The sequence below is a fragment of the Persicitalea jodogahamensis genome (assembly GCF_014651615.1).
GTDB lineage: Bacteria > Bacteroidota > Bacteroidia > Cytophagales > Spirosomataceae > Persicitalea > Persicitalea jodogahamensis.
On record NZ_BMXF01000003.1, the window covers coordinates 571,177 to 589,147 of the forward strand.

The following is a 17,971-nucleotide window of genomic DNA, read 5'->3' on the forward strand; positions in this document are numbered from 1 at the left end:
AATCAGGCACAATCTCAAACTAAGCAATTGTCCACTACACCCCAACCAGCTCCGCATCCTGCCGCTCTTCCACGGGCGGTGCCACGTAATTGCGAGACATGTAAGAGTATACCGCTGGAATGACAAACAGTGTCAACGCAGTGGAGAACAGCATTCCACCCACCACGGCGATACCCATCGATACGCGGCTCTCGGAACCTGCACCCAGCGCAAGAGCGATGGGTAGGATGCCGAGAATCGTGCAAAGGCTGGTCATCAGGATGGGCCGGAAGCGCGACACGGCGGCTTCGATAGCAGCCTGCGTTTTGTCGAGGCCCTCTTCCTTTCGCTGATTGGCAAATTCCACGATCAGGATACCGTTTTTGGTTACCAGACCGACAAGAACAATGATGCCGATTTGGCTGAAAATATTCATGGTCTGTCCAAAATCCCAGAGGGATAGCAGGGCTCCACAAACGGCAAGTGGTACGGTAAGCAGAATGATAATGGGATCGATAAAACTCTCAAACTGTGCCGCCAGAATCAGGAAAATAAGTACCAACGATAGCAGAAAAGCGAAAAGGAGGCTATTGGAACTTTCCTTGAATTCGCGGGAGTTGCCGTCTAAAGCGGTATTGAAGGTGTCATCCAGCTCCTCTTTTCCAATGCGTTCGATTTCGGCAATTCCCTCGCCGAGGGTCACGCCTTTGGCCGTATTTGCTGAGATTGTCGCCGAAATATAGCGGTTGAAGCGCAACAACTGTGGCGGTGAACTTTGTTCGGTTAACCTCACCAGGTTATCCATTTGGATGAGTTCGCCGGATTTGCTCTTGACATAAAGGGACTTTAAATCCAGCAGGTCATTGCGTTCGGCCCGTTCCAGCTGTCCGATGACCTGGTATTGCTTACCATCCTGAATGTAGTACCCGAAGCGGCGACCGCTCAGGGCAAGCTGCAGGGTTTGGCCAACGTCCTGAATAGAAACACCAAGGCTTTGCGCCTTCTCACGATCAATTTCTACCCGGATTTCGGGTTTGGTGAATTTCAGGTTGGCATCGGCTCCTTCCAGTAGCGGACTGGCTTGTGCTTTTTCAAGTACCTTAGGCAAGTACTCTTTCAGCTTCTCAAAATTGGGCGCCTGTATTACATATTGGATGGGCTGGCCCCGTGAGCGCCCGGCGTTGATGGTCTGATCCTGAGAAACGATGGTGCGCGCTCCCGAAAACTTTTTGAGCTTGGTGGTCAAGTCCTCCACGATTTCCTGCTGAGAACGGCTGCGCTGCTCAGGTGTAGAAAGGGTAAGTCTCAAATAGCCCGAATTGGTGGAGCCAGACCCGAAGCCCGGTGAAGTAATGGCCACGACACCCACACGCTCGTTGGGGGCCAGTTCGTCGTATACAAACTGACTCACCTCGTTCATGTATTGGGTCATGTACTCAAATGTCGCCCCTTCCTGGGCCGTACTGTTGATACGGATATTGCTCCGGTCTTCCAGTGGGGCCAGTTCGGCAGGCAGCCGCTTGCCAGTCAGCAGGTAGTAGCTGATGCCGATAAAGCCGAGCATGAGGATCCAGGCCATCCAGCGGTAACGCATGAAACCCATTAATGCCGACTCGTATCCTTCCGTGAGCCAGACAAAAAATGGCTCGGTTTTCCGATAGAGCCAGGGTTGCCGCTGCCGGGTTTTCAGGAGCCTGGAACTCAGCATGGGAGTCAGGGTAAGCGATACGAAAGCTGAAATGATAACGGCTCCCGCCACTACAATCCCGAACTCCCGGAATAGCTGACCGGTAACGCCATCCAGAAAAATAACGGGCAGGAATACCGCCGCCAGCGTGATGGTGGTGGAAATGACTGCAAAATAAATTTCACGTGAGCCGATAAATGCAGCCTGAGCAGGATTCATCCCTTCCTCAATTTTGGCGTAGATATTCTCAAGTACTACAATGGCATCGTCAACTACCAGGCCAATGGCCAAAACGATTCCTAAAAGGGTAAGAACATTAATTGAGAAGCCGAAGAGGTACATGATGAAAAATGTACCGACCAGAGAGATTGGAATGGCCGTCAGGGGAATGAGGGTAGAGCGCCAGTCTCGGAGAAAAACAAAAATAATGAGGGCCACCAGTAAAAAGGCAATCAAGATGGTTTCCTCTACCTCGGAGATGGAAGCTTTCACAAATTTGGTGTAGTCGCTGCCCAGTTCCACCTTCACATCGGGCGGTAGGTCGGCCTCAATTTGTTCCAGTTTTTTATTCAGGTCGTTGACAATACTGATGTGATTGGCGCCAGGCTGGGGGATAACTGCCACGGCTATCATTGGAATGCCGTCCCGCTTGAAAGAGGTGCGTTCATTCTCCGCGGCCAACTCGGCTCGACCCACGTCCCGGAAGCGAACAATGCGATTGGTCTCCTCCTTAATGATCATGTTATCGAAGTCTTCAACCGTTCTGAGCCTGCCCAAGGTACGGACCGAAAGCTCCATCATCTGCCCTTCGATACTACCCGAGGGTAGTTCTACATTCTGGCGGGCCAGGGCCGATGAAATATCAATGGATGTAAGCCGGTAAGCCGCCATTTTGGCCGGATCGATGCGCAATCGCATGGAGTATTTTTGCTCTCCCCAGATTTGTACGCTACTTACTCCTTTGATGGTCTGGAACTTCTCTTTAAACTGTCGGGTGACTATGTCGTTCAGGTCGAGCAGGGGGCGGGTGCTACTCTGCACGTTGATAAACCAGATCGGCGAAGAATCGGCGTCAGCCTTCGAAACAATGGGCGGTTCCACATCGGGGGGGAGATTGCGCTGAGCTCCCGAAACGCGGTCGCGCACATCATTAGCGGCGGCTTCCATATCCACCCCCAGGTCAAACTCAACGGTGATCCTACTGCGGCCATCACTGCTTGAGGAGGAGAGTGTACGAATCCCCGCGATGCCATTGATTGACTCTTCCAGCGGCTCGGTAATCTGGGATTCGATGATCTCGGCATTGGCCCCCGTGTAGCTGGTACTTACCGTAACTACCGGCGGGTCCACGCTCGGAAATTCCCGAATGCCCAGATACAGGAAGCCGATGACACCAAAAAGGATAATGACCAGCGACATCACGATCGCCAATACCGGGCGTTTAATGCTAATGTCTGATAATGAAGCCATAGGTGGGGTATATGAGTTTTAAGTTTATGAGTTTCGAACAGTCTTGATTAGAGAAACTAACATAGCTTTTACCTCTCGTGTTTTATCGTCGCTCTTTTGGAAATCTTGAATTGAAATATATGCAAGGTCTTTTGCCAATAGTATATAATACTCTGTCTCATGAAGCGATCCGAGTGATACTTGAAAAAAGTTGGCGATGTCTTTGCTTGTTGACTTGCCACAACCTTCGGCTAGATTAGCTGCGATCGATACACTGGATCGTCTGATCTGAGGAGTAAGTCCGAAAATTTCCTGCTTCGGAAAGGAGTTAGTCATTTCGTAAATCCAAAGCACGAGTTCATGTGCCTTCTGCCAGACTTTTAGCGTTTTGTAGGATTGCATAATTGTTCTTGATCTAATAGAACTCCTAAACTCAAAAACTTCTAACTCATGAACTCAATCATAACGCTGCTTTCACCTTATCTCGTATCGTTTCACGGATTTCTACTGAACCACCTGGTTTTACCTGTAAAATACCTGTGGTGATCAGGGTATCTCCGGCCGCAAGTCCTCCCAGTATTTCCATTTGTGCCTCACCCCGTACCCCGACTTTAACTTCCCTGGGGGTAGCTTTGCCATCTTTCACCAGGAAAACTTTATGGCCTTCCTGCTCGGGGACAACCGCCTCGTTGGGGACCGTAATTGCTGCACCTTTTGAACCGGTGACAAGCTCAATGCGGGCGAATGCCCCGGGTAGCAAGGCACCGTTGCCGTTTGGACTGGTCGCCCGCATTTGCAGCGTGCGGGTTTGGGGGTCAATTTTGGGATCCACGGCATAGACGCGGCCCGTATGCTCGACATCAGAACTTTCGGTGGTGTATGTGATCATGCTGCCTGTCCGGATTCTATCCGCGTATTTGGCAGGTACCGAAAATTCTACCTTCGCCGGATTGGTGTTGGTGAGGGTGGTGATGCGGGAGGTTGGGGTCACGTAACTACCCTCACTGATATACCGCAACCCCAATCGCCCTGAAAAAGGGGCTTTGATGGTAGTTCTGGTAAGCTGTGCTTTAATGTTGTCGATGTCAGCCTGATTGGTTTTAACTGTCGTAAGGCTAATGTCGTACTCGCGTTGGCTGATGGCCTCTTTTTCGAGCAACCTTCGCTGACGAAACTCGTTGTCTTCGGAGAGTTTCTTTGCGTATTCCAGTTTTTGCAGCTGAGCCTGCAGGTCGTCATCATAGATTTTCAGCAGGGTTGCTCCTTTTTGAACATACTGACCTTCCTTGAATAGCAGTTGGGTGATTTTCCCTGAAACCTCGCTTCTGATTTCCACCTCCTCGTTGGCCAGGATACTGCCCGTAGTTTTAACTACGTCATCGAGCGATGATGGCTGGACGACCATCACTGACACAACTGTTTTGCCGCCACTTCCTTTCTTTGGCGCATCTGCCGATGCTTCAGTCTGATCAGGCTTATTGAAAAACTCTTTCAGACGTGGATAAAAGACAAGGCCTAAAAGCATTACAACTATCAGGACCGTAATCAGGCGTTTAGTGGGTTTGTTCATTGAATGTCTTAAGAATATTTTATTGGTAGCAAATTTAGTGTATAAATGTCGGGAAAGGGTAGTTAATAACGGAATGTTTACCTACCAACAGCTGTATTTTCCGACAAAAAAAATGCCCGGCATCAGCCGGGCATTTTTTAAGTAAAACCTTATGGACTTTTTGGTTATTTGTCCCACCATACGGGCATATCCAATTCATCCTTTCCGCCCAGCATTGTGAGAGCAGCATCGTAGTTGCCTCCATTCAGGTCACGCTCGGTAGTCGGGTAGCCCTGACGCAACGGAATGATCTTGCTTACGCTGATCGGGTTGGCCGGTGGAGTCAGCTTAGGGAAACCCGTCCGACGGAATTCTGCCCAAGCCTCGTAGCCGTAAGTGTAAAGAGACACCCACTTCTGAGTGATAATCTGCTCCAGTCCTTTGGCAGGAGTGTAGGCGACCTCCGGCTGAGCGATGAATGCCTTGTATTCAGCTTCATTGTAAACTCCGTATTGCTGGAAAGATGCTTTAATCCCTTCTTCATAGAAAGTCTTAGCACTGCCCGTGATCCAGCCGCGCAAGGCTGCCTCGGCCATCGAGAACTGCATCTGGGCGTAGGTCATGATATAGCCAGGAGAGGTCTGCTGACGAAGATCCGTACCCAGAAAAGAAACCTGTCCATTAGGAATGGCTCCCGCCGCTCCCTGCTCGAGTCCGTAGGGCATGCCCACATACTTTTGAGTCAAAACCGCAGGATCGGCAAAAACCGGCAGGCGCGGATCATTAGTCGCCAATAGCAGATCGGCCATTGGCTTGCTGATATTGAAATCCAGACGGGTCTGAAAACGGTCCTCCCAGGGATTGTCATTGTTCTCGTCAGCAAGAAAGTCGTAGACCACATTACCGGCATTGCTGGAAATAACGCCAGCTTGCATGGCACTTACAAACTCCGCTTTGGCCACGTCAGGCTTCACCTCAGAAAGGCGCAGCGCCATTACCAACCGCATGGAGTTGGCAAAAGTCTTCCAACGATCCATGTCTCCATCAAGCAGAAGATCTCCGTCGATGGAACCAGAAGTCATTTGCGCTGTCGCCTCTTTCAACTCCTTAAACAAATCGGTATAGATCGCCTCCTGGGTATCATACGCAGGCTTGAAGTTGTCCCGTCCCTGCAAGGCTTGCGAGTAGGGGATTGGTCCCCAGCGGTCGGTCATGTGCCAGAAGAAGAAGGCTTTCAAAATGCGGGCTACCGCAATCTGATTGGCATTGGGGCCATTCTGCGCGGCGGTCGATTTGGTAGCTTCATCCGTGTTGAGCTTGATGATTTCCTGCAGATTGACCAGAGGGCCGGAGTAGAAACCATTGAAGCTGAAATTCAGCGTGCCGTAGCGCGAAGCTTCGGTGTAGAACTTCTCTGAAATCTGCTGAGAGTACAGCGTGGGTTGCGTATCGGTGATGGGTCCGACCAAAGCAGTCTCGGCAGAAGTGAGAAGGTTGGCGGTTACCGGTACCGACGGGTTGTTGGGGTCTAAATTCATATCCCCGAAGTCGCCCGGATCGCAAGCCACCATCGCGGTGGCCATTAGGGCGCTCATAATTGAGATTTTCAAGTTCTTTTTCATATTGATAGTTGTCTTTTGGAAGTGTCTTTAATTAGAAGCCAAGCTTTACGTTCACACCGAAAGTCGTAGTGCCGGGCAATTGTCCGCCCTCAGCCCATACGCTCTCGATCTCGGAGGGATCAAGACCCTTTACAGGCTGCTGAATGCGCCACAGGTTGCGACCTACCAAGGCCACGTAAGCCGAACGGATTCCAACTTTATTGAGCAATTCGGAATTGAATTTGTAGCCGAGGCTCAATTCACGCAACTTGGCATAGCTGGCATCGTAAATCCAGTTTTCGTGCAGGCGGAAGAGCGACTTGTAGTAGTCGATAGCCTCGACATACTGCTGGTTTTGAGAGCCATCAGCCAAGACACCGTCGGCACGAATTCCGCCACCATCGGCTACCGGATCACGCTGCTCGATTCCTTTGTCGTTTGGTCCAACCGTAGCTGCACCTAGGCCTGAATAAGCATTGAACATCTGAGTAACAGAATACACGAGTCCGCCTTTCTGGAAATCTACGCTGAAATTCAAGACAAAGTTTTTGTAGTTCAACGTGTTGATGACACCACCCGACCAATCAGGCAAAAATGAACCAAGGTTCACGTTGTTGTCGAATACGAAGGCACCATCGGCGTTGACGATGCGGTTTCCATTCTCATCACGTTGGAACGCCCGTCCGACCAATTCACCGAATGGCTCGCCCACCTTAGCGTTAACAGTCGGTCCGAAAGCAACGCTGGAACCGGAAAGGTTGGCTCCGGCTGAATACACTGCAAAAGTGGGAAGCACGTAGTTGTCCAGGCCGTCGGCCAGCTCAACTACCTTCGTCCGGGCCTTAGCCAGGTTCACGTTGATGGTCCAGTCGAAATCATCCTTCTGAACGGGAATGAAAGTAGTGGCCAATTCTACACCGCTGTTGTTGATTTTACCAGCATTGACCATTGCCTGTGTGTAGCCACTCGCGGCCGAAACACTCAAAGGAAGAATCTGATTGGTGTTATCACGGTTGTATACCGTGAAGTCAAATCCAATCCGGTTGTCCAGGAATTTGACCTCGATGCCCAAATCGTACGAAGTAGAAAGGGTGGGCAGCAAGTTGGCATTGGGCAGGCGGCCAGGCAGCGACTGCGTAGGTAGTGATCCGTAAGGATTGTTGACCGAGAACGTGTTGAAGATCTGGTAGGGGTCGGTATCGCTACCAACTTTTGCCCAACCTGCTTTCAGTTTACCGAAAGACAAGATTCGCTGGTTCTTCAGGAATTCACTGAACACGAAGCTACCCGATATAGAGGGGTACAAGTACGAATTGTTGGCAACAGGCAGCGAGGACGACCAGTCGTTACGCAACGACCCATCGACATAGATAAAGCCACGGTAGCCAAGTGAAACCGTTCCGTAAACGCTGCGAACTTCCTTTTCCGAAGTAAAGTTCTGCGTGTTGGGGCGGTCCTTGGAAGCAGAGATATTATAGAAGTTAGGAATGCTAAGTCCACCATTGGTGCTCAAATTCTGGACTTCCCGGGTGTTCCGACGAATGTTTGCACCCAGATTGGCGTCGAAATTGAACTCACCAAAAGTCTTGTTATAAGTACCCAGGAATTCATAGTTACGCTCATTACGCTTGTCAGTTCCCGTAAAGAAGCCGTCCGGATTAAGACCACCCGAGGCAATACGGAAATCGTAGCGGCTGTTGAGGGTGTTGTCGCGTACCCAGCCTCCCAATTTCAGACCTGGCATGATTTCGTAGGTAAGGCCGATGTCGCCGAAGACCCGGTTCTGACCCGCATTAAAAATATTCTCATACACATCGTAGTAAGGGTTGTCCCAGTAGAGTGGCTTGGTATCTTCGGGGCCCTTGATATTCCACGAGTTGAACGATCCGTCAGGGTTTTTGTAATCCCGGAGTATGTCAATGTCGATCTGACGCTGAAACCACTGGTTAAAGCTACCCGTCAATCCCTGGCCGTACCCTTCGAGCGGGCGTCCCTTGGTTTTCTCGTCCACAACGTTGATGTTGGTTGTGAAAGTCAGCTTCTTCGAAATGTCGTAGCTGCCACCCAGGTTGATGTAGTTACGGGTCTGGTCCGTATTGGGTACTATCAGATTGCGTTTGATATTGGTAACTGACGCCCGGAAAGAGGCTTTGTCGCTACCACCGCTGATTGATACGTTGTTGTTGTAAGTGTGACCTGTGTCAAAGTAATTCTTCACGTTGTCAGGCTGCGGCGAGAAAGGAATCTGCTTGCCGAAATCAGGGTGTGAAGGAAACCAGCTATAATACGGACGGTACAGGGTGCCATCCAGTTTAGGTCCCCAGCTTTCGTCAGCAGAGTAGTCAATCAGGTTTTGGCCCTGAAATGCCTGCCACTCGGCGGGGTGAATGGCCGGGTTAAATTCGAACGGAATAAAGCTTTGGTCGTAACCACCACCATAACTGTTCTGGTAGTTGGGCAAGTTAGAAACCACATCCATGGTAGTAGCGGAGTTGATGTCAACCTGTATTTTACCACGAACAGATTTTTTTGACGTGATTACCACTACGCCTTCCGAGGCGCGCTGGCCGTAGATTGCTGTGGCAGATGCTCCTTTCAGTACGGTGATCGTCTCGACGTTGTCCATGTTCACGGCGTTGAGGTCGTCGATGGGGGTGCCGTCCACGATGTAAAGTGGGTTGGCATAAATCGAAAGCCCGGTGACACCGCGAATCCGGATATTGCCGCTACGGAATGATGATGACGGAGCACCCTGAATTTGTACTCCTGCTATTTTACCTGCGAGGGAGTTGGCCAGGTTGGCATCTTTCGAAAAAGTGAGTTTCTCACCATCGATTTGTTGAAGTGCGTGCCCTACTGCCTTGCTTTCGCGCGAGACTCCCAGACCAGTTACTACTACTTCATTGAGCAGAGACACATCTGTTTCCAGGGTCACATTGACGGTGGAACGATTGCCAACTTCTACCTCCTGTGCTTTGAAACCGATATAGCTGAATACCAAAGTAGCGTTATTCGGTACGGCTGTGAGGGTGTAGTTACCGCTAACGTCGGAGTTGGTACCGCGCGTAGTGCCTTTTACTGAAATGTTGACGCCCGGTAAAGATGAGCCATCATCGGCAGTGACCTTCCCGGTCACCGTCCTCTCCTGGGCAAAGGCTTGCATCCCAAAGGACAAAATCCCGACCAGAAATAGTGCTAAAAACTTTCTCATACGATTAGGTTATGGTGATTGATGAAATATTGATAAAATGCAAATATAACCCAATCGAATTGTTTAAACAACTATCGTAGTGATATAAGACAGAATTTTATTCCGCTTTTTGAGAAAAAGTGAATTTTTTAAGGAGTTTTTTTTATGGAGGCATCGTTAAAATTTTTAAATTGATATATTTTAATTTGTAACCAAAATTTTACAGACATTGCCTTGTAGCAGTAATCCCTTTTTCATTGTAAATGATTTTCCATTCCCAGCTATTCTGGCAGTGGCTGACTCTTTCAAGATCAAACTTAAAATAATCACAATTTTGGGATCTGAATAAGTACCTGAAACGCTATAAAATCGGCCTTAGAGCTTCTCTATAACTTATTTTACGGTATATCCTGGCGTTAGGACAAAACAAAAAAAGGCCCGACGATCGTCGGGCCTTTTCGATTTAAACTAAACCAAAAAATACTACTTGTCCCACCATACGGGGGTATACTGGGTGTCCGCTCCCTGGCGGGCGACTACTTCTAGGTAGTTTGCCTGATTCAGGGTATTCGAAGTAACCGGATAGGCCAATCTGAGTGGAATTTGCGTTCCTCCGTTAAGCGGAGAGGCAGCCGGAGTCAGTTTTGGGAAGCCAATTCGCCTCCATGAATTCCAGGCTTCAGTACCCTGGAAGAACAAAGCAATCCAACGCTGGTTCCCGATTCTCTCTAACGCTTTAGTACTATCATAAGCTACTTCGGGCTGAGCAATATAGGCCATGTAGGCCGCATCGGTGTAGCTTGCACCCATCCACTGTTTCATAGAGGCTTGAATCGCAGCTTCGTACAATTTCTTGGCGTCATCCGTGATCCAGCCGCGGCTGGCTGCCTCCGCTTCTGCAAACAGAACCTGTGCGTAAGTCAAGATATTGAGGGGCGCATTCTGGGCACTGAGCGTAGGCGCAATCAATGAAATATCCTGTGCCTTCCAGGTCACGGGGAATACCGCGTAAGGAACACCCTTGTACTCACCCAAATTGTTTTTGGATGCAATGAAAGGCAGGCGAGGGTCATTCACTTTCAGAAGATATTTCACAAACGTATCGCTTACCCCAAAGTCTTTACGGTTGGTAGTCTGGTAGTTGTTGTAAAGCGGGTTTTCGTTGTTCAGGTCAGTGAGGTACTTGTACTGAACATTGTCGGCATTCGATGCGAGTACGCCGTCGGCCATTGCGGCCTTGAACTCCGTGGCACCTTTTGCCGCATCGGCTTCCGAAATACGCAGGGCGGCAATCAGGCGCAGCGAGTTGGCAAACTTTTTCCAGCGGCTGATGTCGCCGTTGAGAATAATGTCCCCCTGTACTTTGGCCCCGTTGTCAAACTGGGCTGCCGCTTCCTTCCACTCCTTGAACAGGTCGTTGTAAATCTCCTGCTGCTTATCGAAAGCAGGGGAGAAGTTCTCGTCGCCCTTCAGGGCCTGCGAGTAGGGGATGTCTCCCCAACGGTCGGTCAACCATTGAAACACGTACGCTTTCATTATTCGCGCTGTCGCGATCTGGTTGGCGTTGGAGCCGTATGCGGCGGCAGCCACCTTTGTATCAGCATCGGAGTTCAGGTTGATAATCTGCTGGAAACTATTCAGCGGACCGGTATACCAGCCGCTATAATTAAAATTAATAGTCTTATAGCGCGATTCCTCAATATAGGTCACGTCGGAGATCTGCTGGACGTACAAAGCTGGTGCGCTATTGGTGGCTCCGGGCCCAACCTGGCCGTTGAGTGTGCCCACGGAACGTTCCGCTCCCGAGAGCAGGCTGGCCGTTACCGGTACCGACGGGTTGTTGGGATTGACGTTCATGTCCCCGAAATCATTACAACCCACTACGGTCAGCATGACCAGTGATGCGGTGGCTGATTTATACCAAATATTTTTCATATCAATCTTATAGTTAATTCATTATGTTTTGTTGAATGGCCTGCCTCATAGCTACTGTCAGCCCGGGCAGGCGCTGGCTAGATTAAAATCCCAGACGAACATTGACACCCATAGAGCGCACGGGGGGCAACTGGCCTCCTTCGTACCAGAGTGTTTCAGTCTCGGAAATGTCGATACCGCCGCCCACTGCGCTGTAAATCAGCAGCAGGTTACGACCGATCAATGATACGTTGGCCGTTTTGATAAAGCGGCCCAGCACCCGCGAGGGGAAATTATATCCAAATGACACCTCACGCAGTTTGGCATAAGTCTTGTCGTAAATCCAATTTTCGTTCAGGGCGAACAACTGGCCTTCGTACAAATCCTGCGTGTTTACGCGATAGGTGTTGGGTTGGCCATCCTGAGTCACGGCATCCAGAATGATTCCACCTCCGTTGGCAGGATCATCACGCTTCGGATTGCCAAGTTCGTTCAGACCTGCGGTTTCGGCCGACAAGCCCGAGTAAGCATTGAACATCCGGGTAACGGAGAAGAACTTGCCACCAACTACGAAATCAGTGTTGACGCGTAGGGTGAAATCACGGTAAGTGAAAGTATTCAGCAAACCACCTTTAAACTTAGGAAGTACCGAACCTAACTTGACATTGTTCTCCTTTACATACATCCCTGCCAAACCTGCCTCAATGTTTTCAGCCGTGGGAGAATACACTACGTTGTTGCCATTGGCATCTTTCTTGATGCCCTGGCCTTCCAGAATTCCCCAAGGTTGACCTACACGGGCATTGAGCGTAAGTGAGCGCCATTGCGGGCCATCAATTTGGTAGTTTTGCTGCCCTTCAGCCAGTTCTACTACCTGCGATTTATTGCGATCGGCGTTCAAGTCCAACTGCCAGGTAAAGTTTTTATTGCTGATCGGCGTAGCCCCCAGGTGCAGTTCCAAACCGGAAGTTTTAATCAATCCAGCGTTCACGTAGGCATTGGTATAGCCACTCTCGGGTGATACTGCCAATGGAATAATCTGATTTTTGTTGTTGTTCTGATACGCTGTGAATTCAAGGCTTAAAGCATTATTGAAAAACTTCAAATCTACACCGCCTTCATAAGAGGACGAAAGGCCTGGCTTCAGGTTGGTATTAGGCAACAAGTTGGGAAGAAAGGTGGTAGAATTGGCCCCGTACACCGTTCCCACCGTATAGGTAAGAGCTGTTTGGTATGGTCCCACATCGGTACCCACTTGTGCGTATCCGCCCCGCAGCTTACCAAAGGAAAGGATATTGTTCTGAGGAATGAATTCCGAGAACACAAAGCTGGCTGAAACGGAAGGGTACAGGTACGAATTGTTGGCTTTGGGTAAGGTCGAAGACCAGTCGTTACGCACCGATCCCTCGATGAATAAAATGTTATCGTAACCAAGGCTCACGTTGGCAAACAGACTATTGACCCTTCTTTCAAACAAGTAGTTGTTACTGATGGGGCGATCGTTAGAAGCCGCAATGTTATAGAAACCGGGTGATGCCAATCCGCCCACGGTCGACTGGAAGCTGCCTTCCGTGCGGTTGTAGCGAATGTTGCCCCCTCCGTTAGCTACCAGCGAGATTTTAGCAAAATCGCGGTTATAGCTCAGCAGCCCCTCATAGTTGTTTTCCAAAGAAAGACCCGTCAGAAAAGCGTAAGCCCCTTTGCCACCCGCATTAAGCGTCCCGTAGGCTATGCGCCCCTCGTTCACATAGGAACCGTAGTCACGACGAACCTTGGCGGTGGCCGTCAGGTTGTCCAGAATGTTGTACGTCAGGCCAATGTCACCGAACAGGCGCTGCTGCCTGGCCAGGTTAGTGTTGTCATAAACCTGAGTGTAGGGACTGTCCCAGTACTTGGGCTTTGCATCGAGCGGACCGCCGATGTTCCAGCTCCGGTAGCTACCGTCTTCATTTTTATAGTTTCGCAGGTCCTCAATGGATAACTGACGCTGGAACCATTGGTTAAACGAACCGACCGTCTGGTTATAGCCGCTCAATGTGGCATTGGTAACCCCGAAAAGGCTATTGCTCGTACCGGTTCCTCCCGAAGAACCGTAACGGTCGGCGGGAATGTTGTTGCTCTTTGTAGCAGTATAATTAATGTTCAGGTCGGCAATCAACCGCTTTGAAAACGAAATCGAGTTTTTTGCGCTTATGTAGTCCTTCGTTTGGCTACTGTTAGGCACAATACCATTGTTAATAATGTGGGTGTACGAAATACGGCTGTTGTAAAACTCGCCGCCCCGCGCGAACGCAAAGTTGGTGTTGCTGCTGACAGGTTTCTCAAAGAAGTCACGCACGTTGTTGGGATGTGCCTCATAGGGTGTCAGCTGACCAAACTGCGGTCCGGGCAGCCATGAAGCTGCGGAGCGGTGTGGCTGTCCGTCTAGCTTGGGCCCCCAGCTTTCATCAGCCGAATAGTCCAGGATACGCTGTCCGTTGAATGCCTGCCAATCGGCGGGGTGAATGCGGGCATCATACTGGAAAGTCTCAAAGTCCTGGGAATAACCACCGCCGTACTCGTTCTGGTACTTTGGGAGCAGAGCCACCATATCCAGCGTGGAGCTGTGATTGACAGTCAGGCTTGTTTCGCCCGCTTTGGCACGTTTGGTCGTGACGACAATAACGCCCGCCGAAGCACGGTTTCCGTAAAGGGCCGTAGCTGACGGACCTTTCAGCACAGTCAATGATTCCACGTCATCCATGTTTACCTGGCTGATATCCGTGGGCGTACCATCTACCACATAAAGCGGATCGTTGCCTGTCAGCGAGTTGATACCCCGGATCCGGATGTTGGGTGTGCCAAATTTGGCGCCCGATTGCCCGAGCACCTGCACGCCTGCTACCTTTCCGGCGAGCGCATTACCTACGTTTTGATCCCGGGCCACGGTCAGGTTTTCGCCTTTCACCTCCTGCACGGAGTAGCCAAGCGCCTTCTTGTCGCGCGATATGCCCAAGGCTGTCACCACGACTTCGTTCAACTGATTGACATCGGTAGTTAGCGATACATTGATCGTGGATTGGTTGCCCACCGGCACCTCCGTATTCTTGAAACCGATAAAGCTGAAAATAAGAGTGCTGTTAGCCGGGGCACTTATCGAGTATGTACCCTCTCCATTAGTGTTGGTACCGCGCGTGGTACCCTTAATCGAAATGTTGACGCCCGGTAGCACCGAGCCGTCTTCTGCCGTTACCTTACCGCTCACGGTACGGTCCTGGGCAATAGCCTGCGATCCAAGGAAGAGCAAGCCGCCAAGGAATAATGCGAAAAACTTTCTCATACAATTAGGTTGGTATGTGGAAAAAATAGAAAGTTGCAAAGGTAAAGGAATTTGCCTCTGCATTATTTAACAAAACGATAATATTTGGTAAAATGTTTTGTAGGAGGTATATAATTAAAAATTAGTGTGTTACAAGTGCTTATATCTTGAAAAGCGGTGACTATTTGCTATCAATACATAGTTACAAAAAATTCATCAAAATGTTAGATTATTCTTCATTATTGTAGCTGAATATGGGATACGAGGACATTAACTACTGAATAGATTCATATACAGGCTGATAGATAGAAAAGCTATATATACGTCGAATGATGAGGAGCAAAATGGGATGACCCAGCAGTTATGGTGAATAGTGTTGAGGGTGAAGTGCCTATCTAAAAAAAAGTAGTTTGAAACGGATCGATACGAAAACAGCCGCCGTAGGTATACCACGGCGGCTGTTGCTGATAAATAAAATATATGTATCCTTTATTCTGGAACGTTTCTGCGAACCATTTTAAATAGGAAAGAAGGGAAAAAACGTCTTAAGTACACTGCTGCTTTCTCGGTGACACCACCAATGAATACTTCTTTGCGGTCTTGTTGAGCAGCTTTGAGAACCTTCCGTGCGCACTCGGCGGCGGGCATTCCCTTGGCCTGGTTTGCGTCCATTTGCCCGTATTTATTGCCTTTTTCATCCAGGGCATTGACAGACACGTTTGTTTTGATATAGCCGGGGCAGGCTACCGTCACCCTGATATTATCGTCAAACACTTCTGAACGCAAAGAATCATAAAAACCGTGTAAGGCGTGTTTGGCCGCGTTGTATCCCGAACGCATCGGTGTCCCGACTTTGCCGGCGACGCTGCTGATGACAATAAAATGCCCACTTTTCTGGCGGGTCATATAGGGCAAAACTGCTTTTGTCAAGGCTACGGTACTAAAAAAGTCGACGTCCATCAGCTTCTGATACACCTCCAGCGAGGTGTCCTTTACAAAGGAGCGCTGGCTTATCCCGGCATTGTGAACCATCATATCTATCCTCCCAAACCTGGCAATGACTTTGGCCGCGCTGACCGGAGCGAGGCCGAAGTCCGTAACATCCATGGGTAGCACCAGCACGTTGTCCGCGGGCAGAGTGGTCGCCGCCTTAACGCGCTCGAGTTCATCAGCCCGCCGTGCGCTCAGTACGAGTTTTGCACCTTGCCGGGCCAATTCCAGCGCCAGTGCTTCACCAATACCGGAAGAGGCTCCGGTAATCCAGACAACTTTATCGGCAAAATAATTTTTCAATTGGAGGGTGGTTAGCGTTTTGAATCATGGGAATTGAAAAGGGAAAAAGTTGAATGTCGGGACTTACGTCGCGTAACTTAGAAGCGCGCCATTCTCACCAACATCCAGGGTTGCCATCACTCCAACCGGCAGGGCACGGTTGTCGGCCACATGACCTACGGGAAAGTCGAAGCAGACCGGGTACTCGTAGGTTGAGGTGTGATCGAGCACGATTTCATAGGCGGTTTTCCCAAAGGCCGGTTCAGGATTGTCACGAGAATCGGTAAATTGTCCGACAATCAAACCCGCAAGATTCTGCAATTGGCCGGCCCTTTTCAACTGAATCATCATTCGATCGATATTATAAAGGTATTCATTGATATCTTCGATGAACAAGATTTTGCCCGCCGTATTCACCGCAGAGTCAGATCCAATCAAATGGGCCAACAGGCAAAGGTTTCCGCCCGTAATCCGGCCATGTCCTGTTCCCGAGCGATTAAACAGGTGTCCGGGGATTTCGTAAGAGAGCGGTTCGCCAAAGAGTGCTTTCCTCAGCGATTCCATACTTACTTCGCCCCCCTGCTTGGTCATGGTTTTAACCATCGGAGCATGTAGTGCGGCAAAGCCCAGTTGGTTAATGTGGGAGAGGAAAACCGTCAGGTCGCTGAATCCGACCAGCCATTTAGGCGATTTTTTGAACATTGTAAAGTCCAGCTTATCCACAATCCTCGAACAGCCATAACCGCCGCGCGCCGCTAAAATAGCCCTGACATTGGGGTTGTTGAGCAGGGCCTGAAAATCTTCCAGGCGCTGATTGTCGGGGGCCGAGTATTGAAAGTACTCTTCGTGCAGGGTCGTTCCTTCAAAGATTTCCAGGTCCCATTGGTTTCTAAGTACCTGCAGGCCCGCCTCACAGTCTTCATAGCGCACCCGGCTGGCGGGCGCAACTACCCCTACCATATCGTCGGGCCTGAGGTAGGGGGGGAGAATTAAATTGTTATTCAAAATTCAGGATTTCAAGTGTTAAGGGAAGCTGAGCGATGCCGGTCGATATCAGAAACCCGCACGGCTATATTGCCCTGGGCACTGGTATCAAACATGGGTTCGAACTTGGCGCCCCAAAGGATTTCTTCGTGATGATAAGAATAGCGGGCGTGGACTTGTTGCATGAAAGTCTCGTCCGTCGCCCGGATGATAATCAGGAATTCGGCATCTGTCTCGTTCAGACTTTTCGCTGTGGCGTTGTGCAGTGGGCTTTCTTCCGTAATAGGGTGCACAATAGTCCAGTTCAACGGGAAGTAATTGACGTGGCTGCGTTCCAGTTCCAGCGGGTAATATTTGCGGGTTTTGGCCCCGCTCGGCAGCACGTCCAGACACGAAAGGGTCATTTCGACGTCGAGATCAATCAGCTCACTGTCGCGCTCGTGAATGATGCGAAACATCAAACCGTTAATGTCCAGGTAAGGAGCGATGAGAGCGTGACCACTGAACCGGATGCGGGGAACGGAACGCGAAAACCGGCCGTAGAGCAAACCCGTCGCCAGGGCGATGAGCAGCAGGCCTACCAGAGCTTCGAAAGCAGCTACGGCGTTTGTCCAGAAGCCTGTCGGGCTGATCCGACCGTAGCCGACGGTAGTCAGGGTCTGGGCGCTGAAGAAAAAGGCTTCCCAAAAGGGGTGCTGCTGGTGATCGTTGCTGATGCCTTCCAGGTATTCGACCCCGATGAGCAGATACAGACTGGCGAAAATCAGATTTAGAATGAAGTAGAAAAGGAATACCAATCCCAAAAACTTCGTCCATTTAAAGGTGATCAGCCTGTGGTACCAGTTTACGCTGTTCAGAGAAGAATCGCCAACACGCCGCACATTGAAACTGCCGTCCTTATTGATAAGGCGGCTTTGCTCACTGGTGATTTTTGTGCCAAACCCGAGGTCTTTACGGCTTTCCTCCTGGTTGAGCATTGCGCTTCTGTGGGCAACAGGTAGTTTTTTAGCCACGTATGGTTGGTTGTTGATGGGCGCACCCGTTTGTT

General features: G+C 50.0%; 10 protein-coding genes. All 10 read right to left on the bottom strand.

All coding sequences use genetic code 11. The features are described from left to right. Nucleotides 1-34: 34 nt before the first annotated feature. A complete protein-coding gene (locus IE117_RS17740) occupies nucleotides 35-3,136 on the bottom strand; it encodes an efflux RND transporter permease subunit (protein WP_189565815.1) in 3,102 nt (1,033 codons plus the stop codon). A gap of 24 nt (nucleotides 3,137-3,160) precedes the next feature. Further along, entirely contained in the window at nucleotides 3,161-3,517 is a 357-nt protein-coding gene (locus tag IE117_RS17745; RefSeq protein ID WP_189565816.1) for a four helix bundle protein, read from the bottom strand. Nucleotides 3,518-3,575: 58 nt separating this feature from the next. Beyond that, the gene (locus IE117_RS17750) at nucleotides 3,576-4,685 is read right to left on the bottom strand and encodes an efflux RND transporter periplasmic adaptor subunit (protein WP_189565817.1); all 1,110 of its coding nucleotides are present in this window, start codon (nucleotides 4,683-4,685) and stop codon (nucleotides 3,576-3,578) included. Nucleotides 4,686-4,849: 164 nt separating this feature from the next. Then, nucleotides 4,850-6,286, bottom strand: a complete 1,437-nt coding sequence (locus tag IE117_RS17755) for a SusD/RagB family nutrient-binding outer membrane lipoprotein (RefSeq protein WP_189565818.1) — start codon at nucleotides 6,284-6,286, stop codon at nucleotides 4,850-4,852. 31 nt (nucleotides 6,287-6,317) lie between these two features. Continuing rightward, nucleotides 6,318-9,476 (bottom strand): SusC/RagA family TonB-linked outer membrane protein, encoded by a 3,159-nt coding sequence (locus tag IE117_RS17760; protein WP_189565819.1) that lies wholly within the window; start codon nucleotides 9,474-9,476, stop codon nucleotides 6,318-6,320. A 462-nt stretch (nucleotides 9,477-9,938) separates the two neighbouring features. Further along, nucleotides 9,939-11,390 carry a SusD/RagB family nutrient-binding outer membrane lipoprotein gene (locus IE117_RS17765; RefSeq protein ID WP_189565820.1) on the bottom strand — a complete coding sequence of 484 codons (1,452 nt, stop codon included), beginning with the start codon at nucleotides 11,388-11,390 and terminating at the stop codon, nucleotides 9,939-9,941. A gap of 82 nt (nucleotides 11,391-11,472) precedes the next feature. Further along, nucleotides 11,473-14,688, bottom strand: coding sequence for a SusC/RagA family TonB-linked outer membrane protein (locus IE117_RS17770; protein WP_189565821.1), 3,216 nt, complete (start codon nucleotides 14,686-14,688; stop codon nucleotides 11,473-11,475). Nucleotides 14,689-15,156: 468 nt separating this feature from the next. After that, nucleotides 15,157-15,960, bottom strand: coding sequence for an SDR family oxidoreductase (locus IE117_RS17775; protein WP_189565822.1), 804 nt, complete (start codon nucleotides 15,958-15,960; stop codon nucleotides 15,157-15,159). Nucleotides 15,961-16,023: 63 nt separating this feature from the next. Continuing rightward, the gene (locus tag IE117_RS17780; RefSeq protein WP_229581084.1) at nucleotides 16,024-16,944 is read right to left on the bottom strand and encodes a S66 peptidase family protein; all 921 of its coding nucleotides are present in this window, start codon (nucleotides 16,942-16,944) and stop codon (nucleotides 16,024-16,026) included. Nucleotides 16,945-16,955: 11 nt separating this feature from the next. Next, nucleotides 16,956-17,936, bottom strand: coding sequence for an ion channel (locus IE117_RS17785; RefSeq protein ID WP_229581086.1), 981 nt, complete (start codon nucleotides 17,934-17,936; stop codon nucleotides 16,956-16,958). Nucleotides 17,937-17,971 lie beyond the last annotated feature (35 nt).

Bases quoted from the DNA above. Each gene is read 5' to 3' on its own strand.
- IE117_RS17740 (WP_189565815.1), bottom strand. From the start codon at position 3,136: ATGGCTTCATTATCAGACATTAGCATTAAACGCCCGGTATTGGCGATC.
- IE117_RS17745 (WP_189565816.1), bottom strand. From the start codon at position 3,517: ATGCAATCCTACAAAACGCTAAAAGTCTGGCAGAAGGCACATGAACTC.
- IE117_RS17750 (WP_189565817.1), bottom strand. From the start codon at position 4,685: ATGAACAAACCCACTAAACGCCTGATTACGGTCCTGATAGTTGTAATG.
- IE117_RS17755 (WP_189565818.1), bottom strand. From the start codon at position 6,286: ATGAAAAAGAACTTGAAAATCTCAATTATGAGCGCCCTAATGGCCACC.
- IE117_RS17760 (WP_189565819.1), bottom strand. From the start codon at position 9,476: ATGAGAAAGTTTTTAGCACTATTTCTGGTCGGGATTTTGTCCTTTGGG.
- IE117_RS17765 (WP_189565820.1), bottom strand. From the start codon at position 11,390: ATGAAAAATATTTGGTATAAATCAGCCACCGCATCACTGGTCATGCTG.
- IE117_RS17770 (WP_189565821.1), bottom strand. From the start codon at position 14,688: ATGAGAAAGTTTTTCGCATTATTCCTTGGCGGCTTGCTCTTCCTTGGA.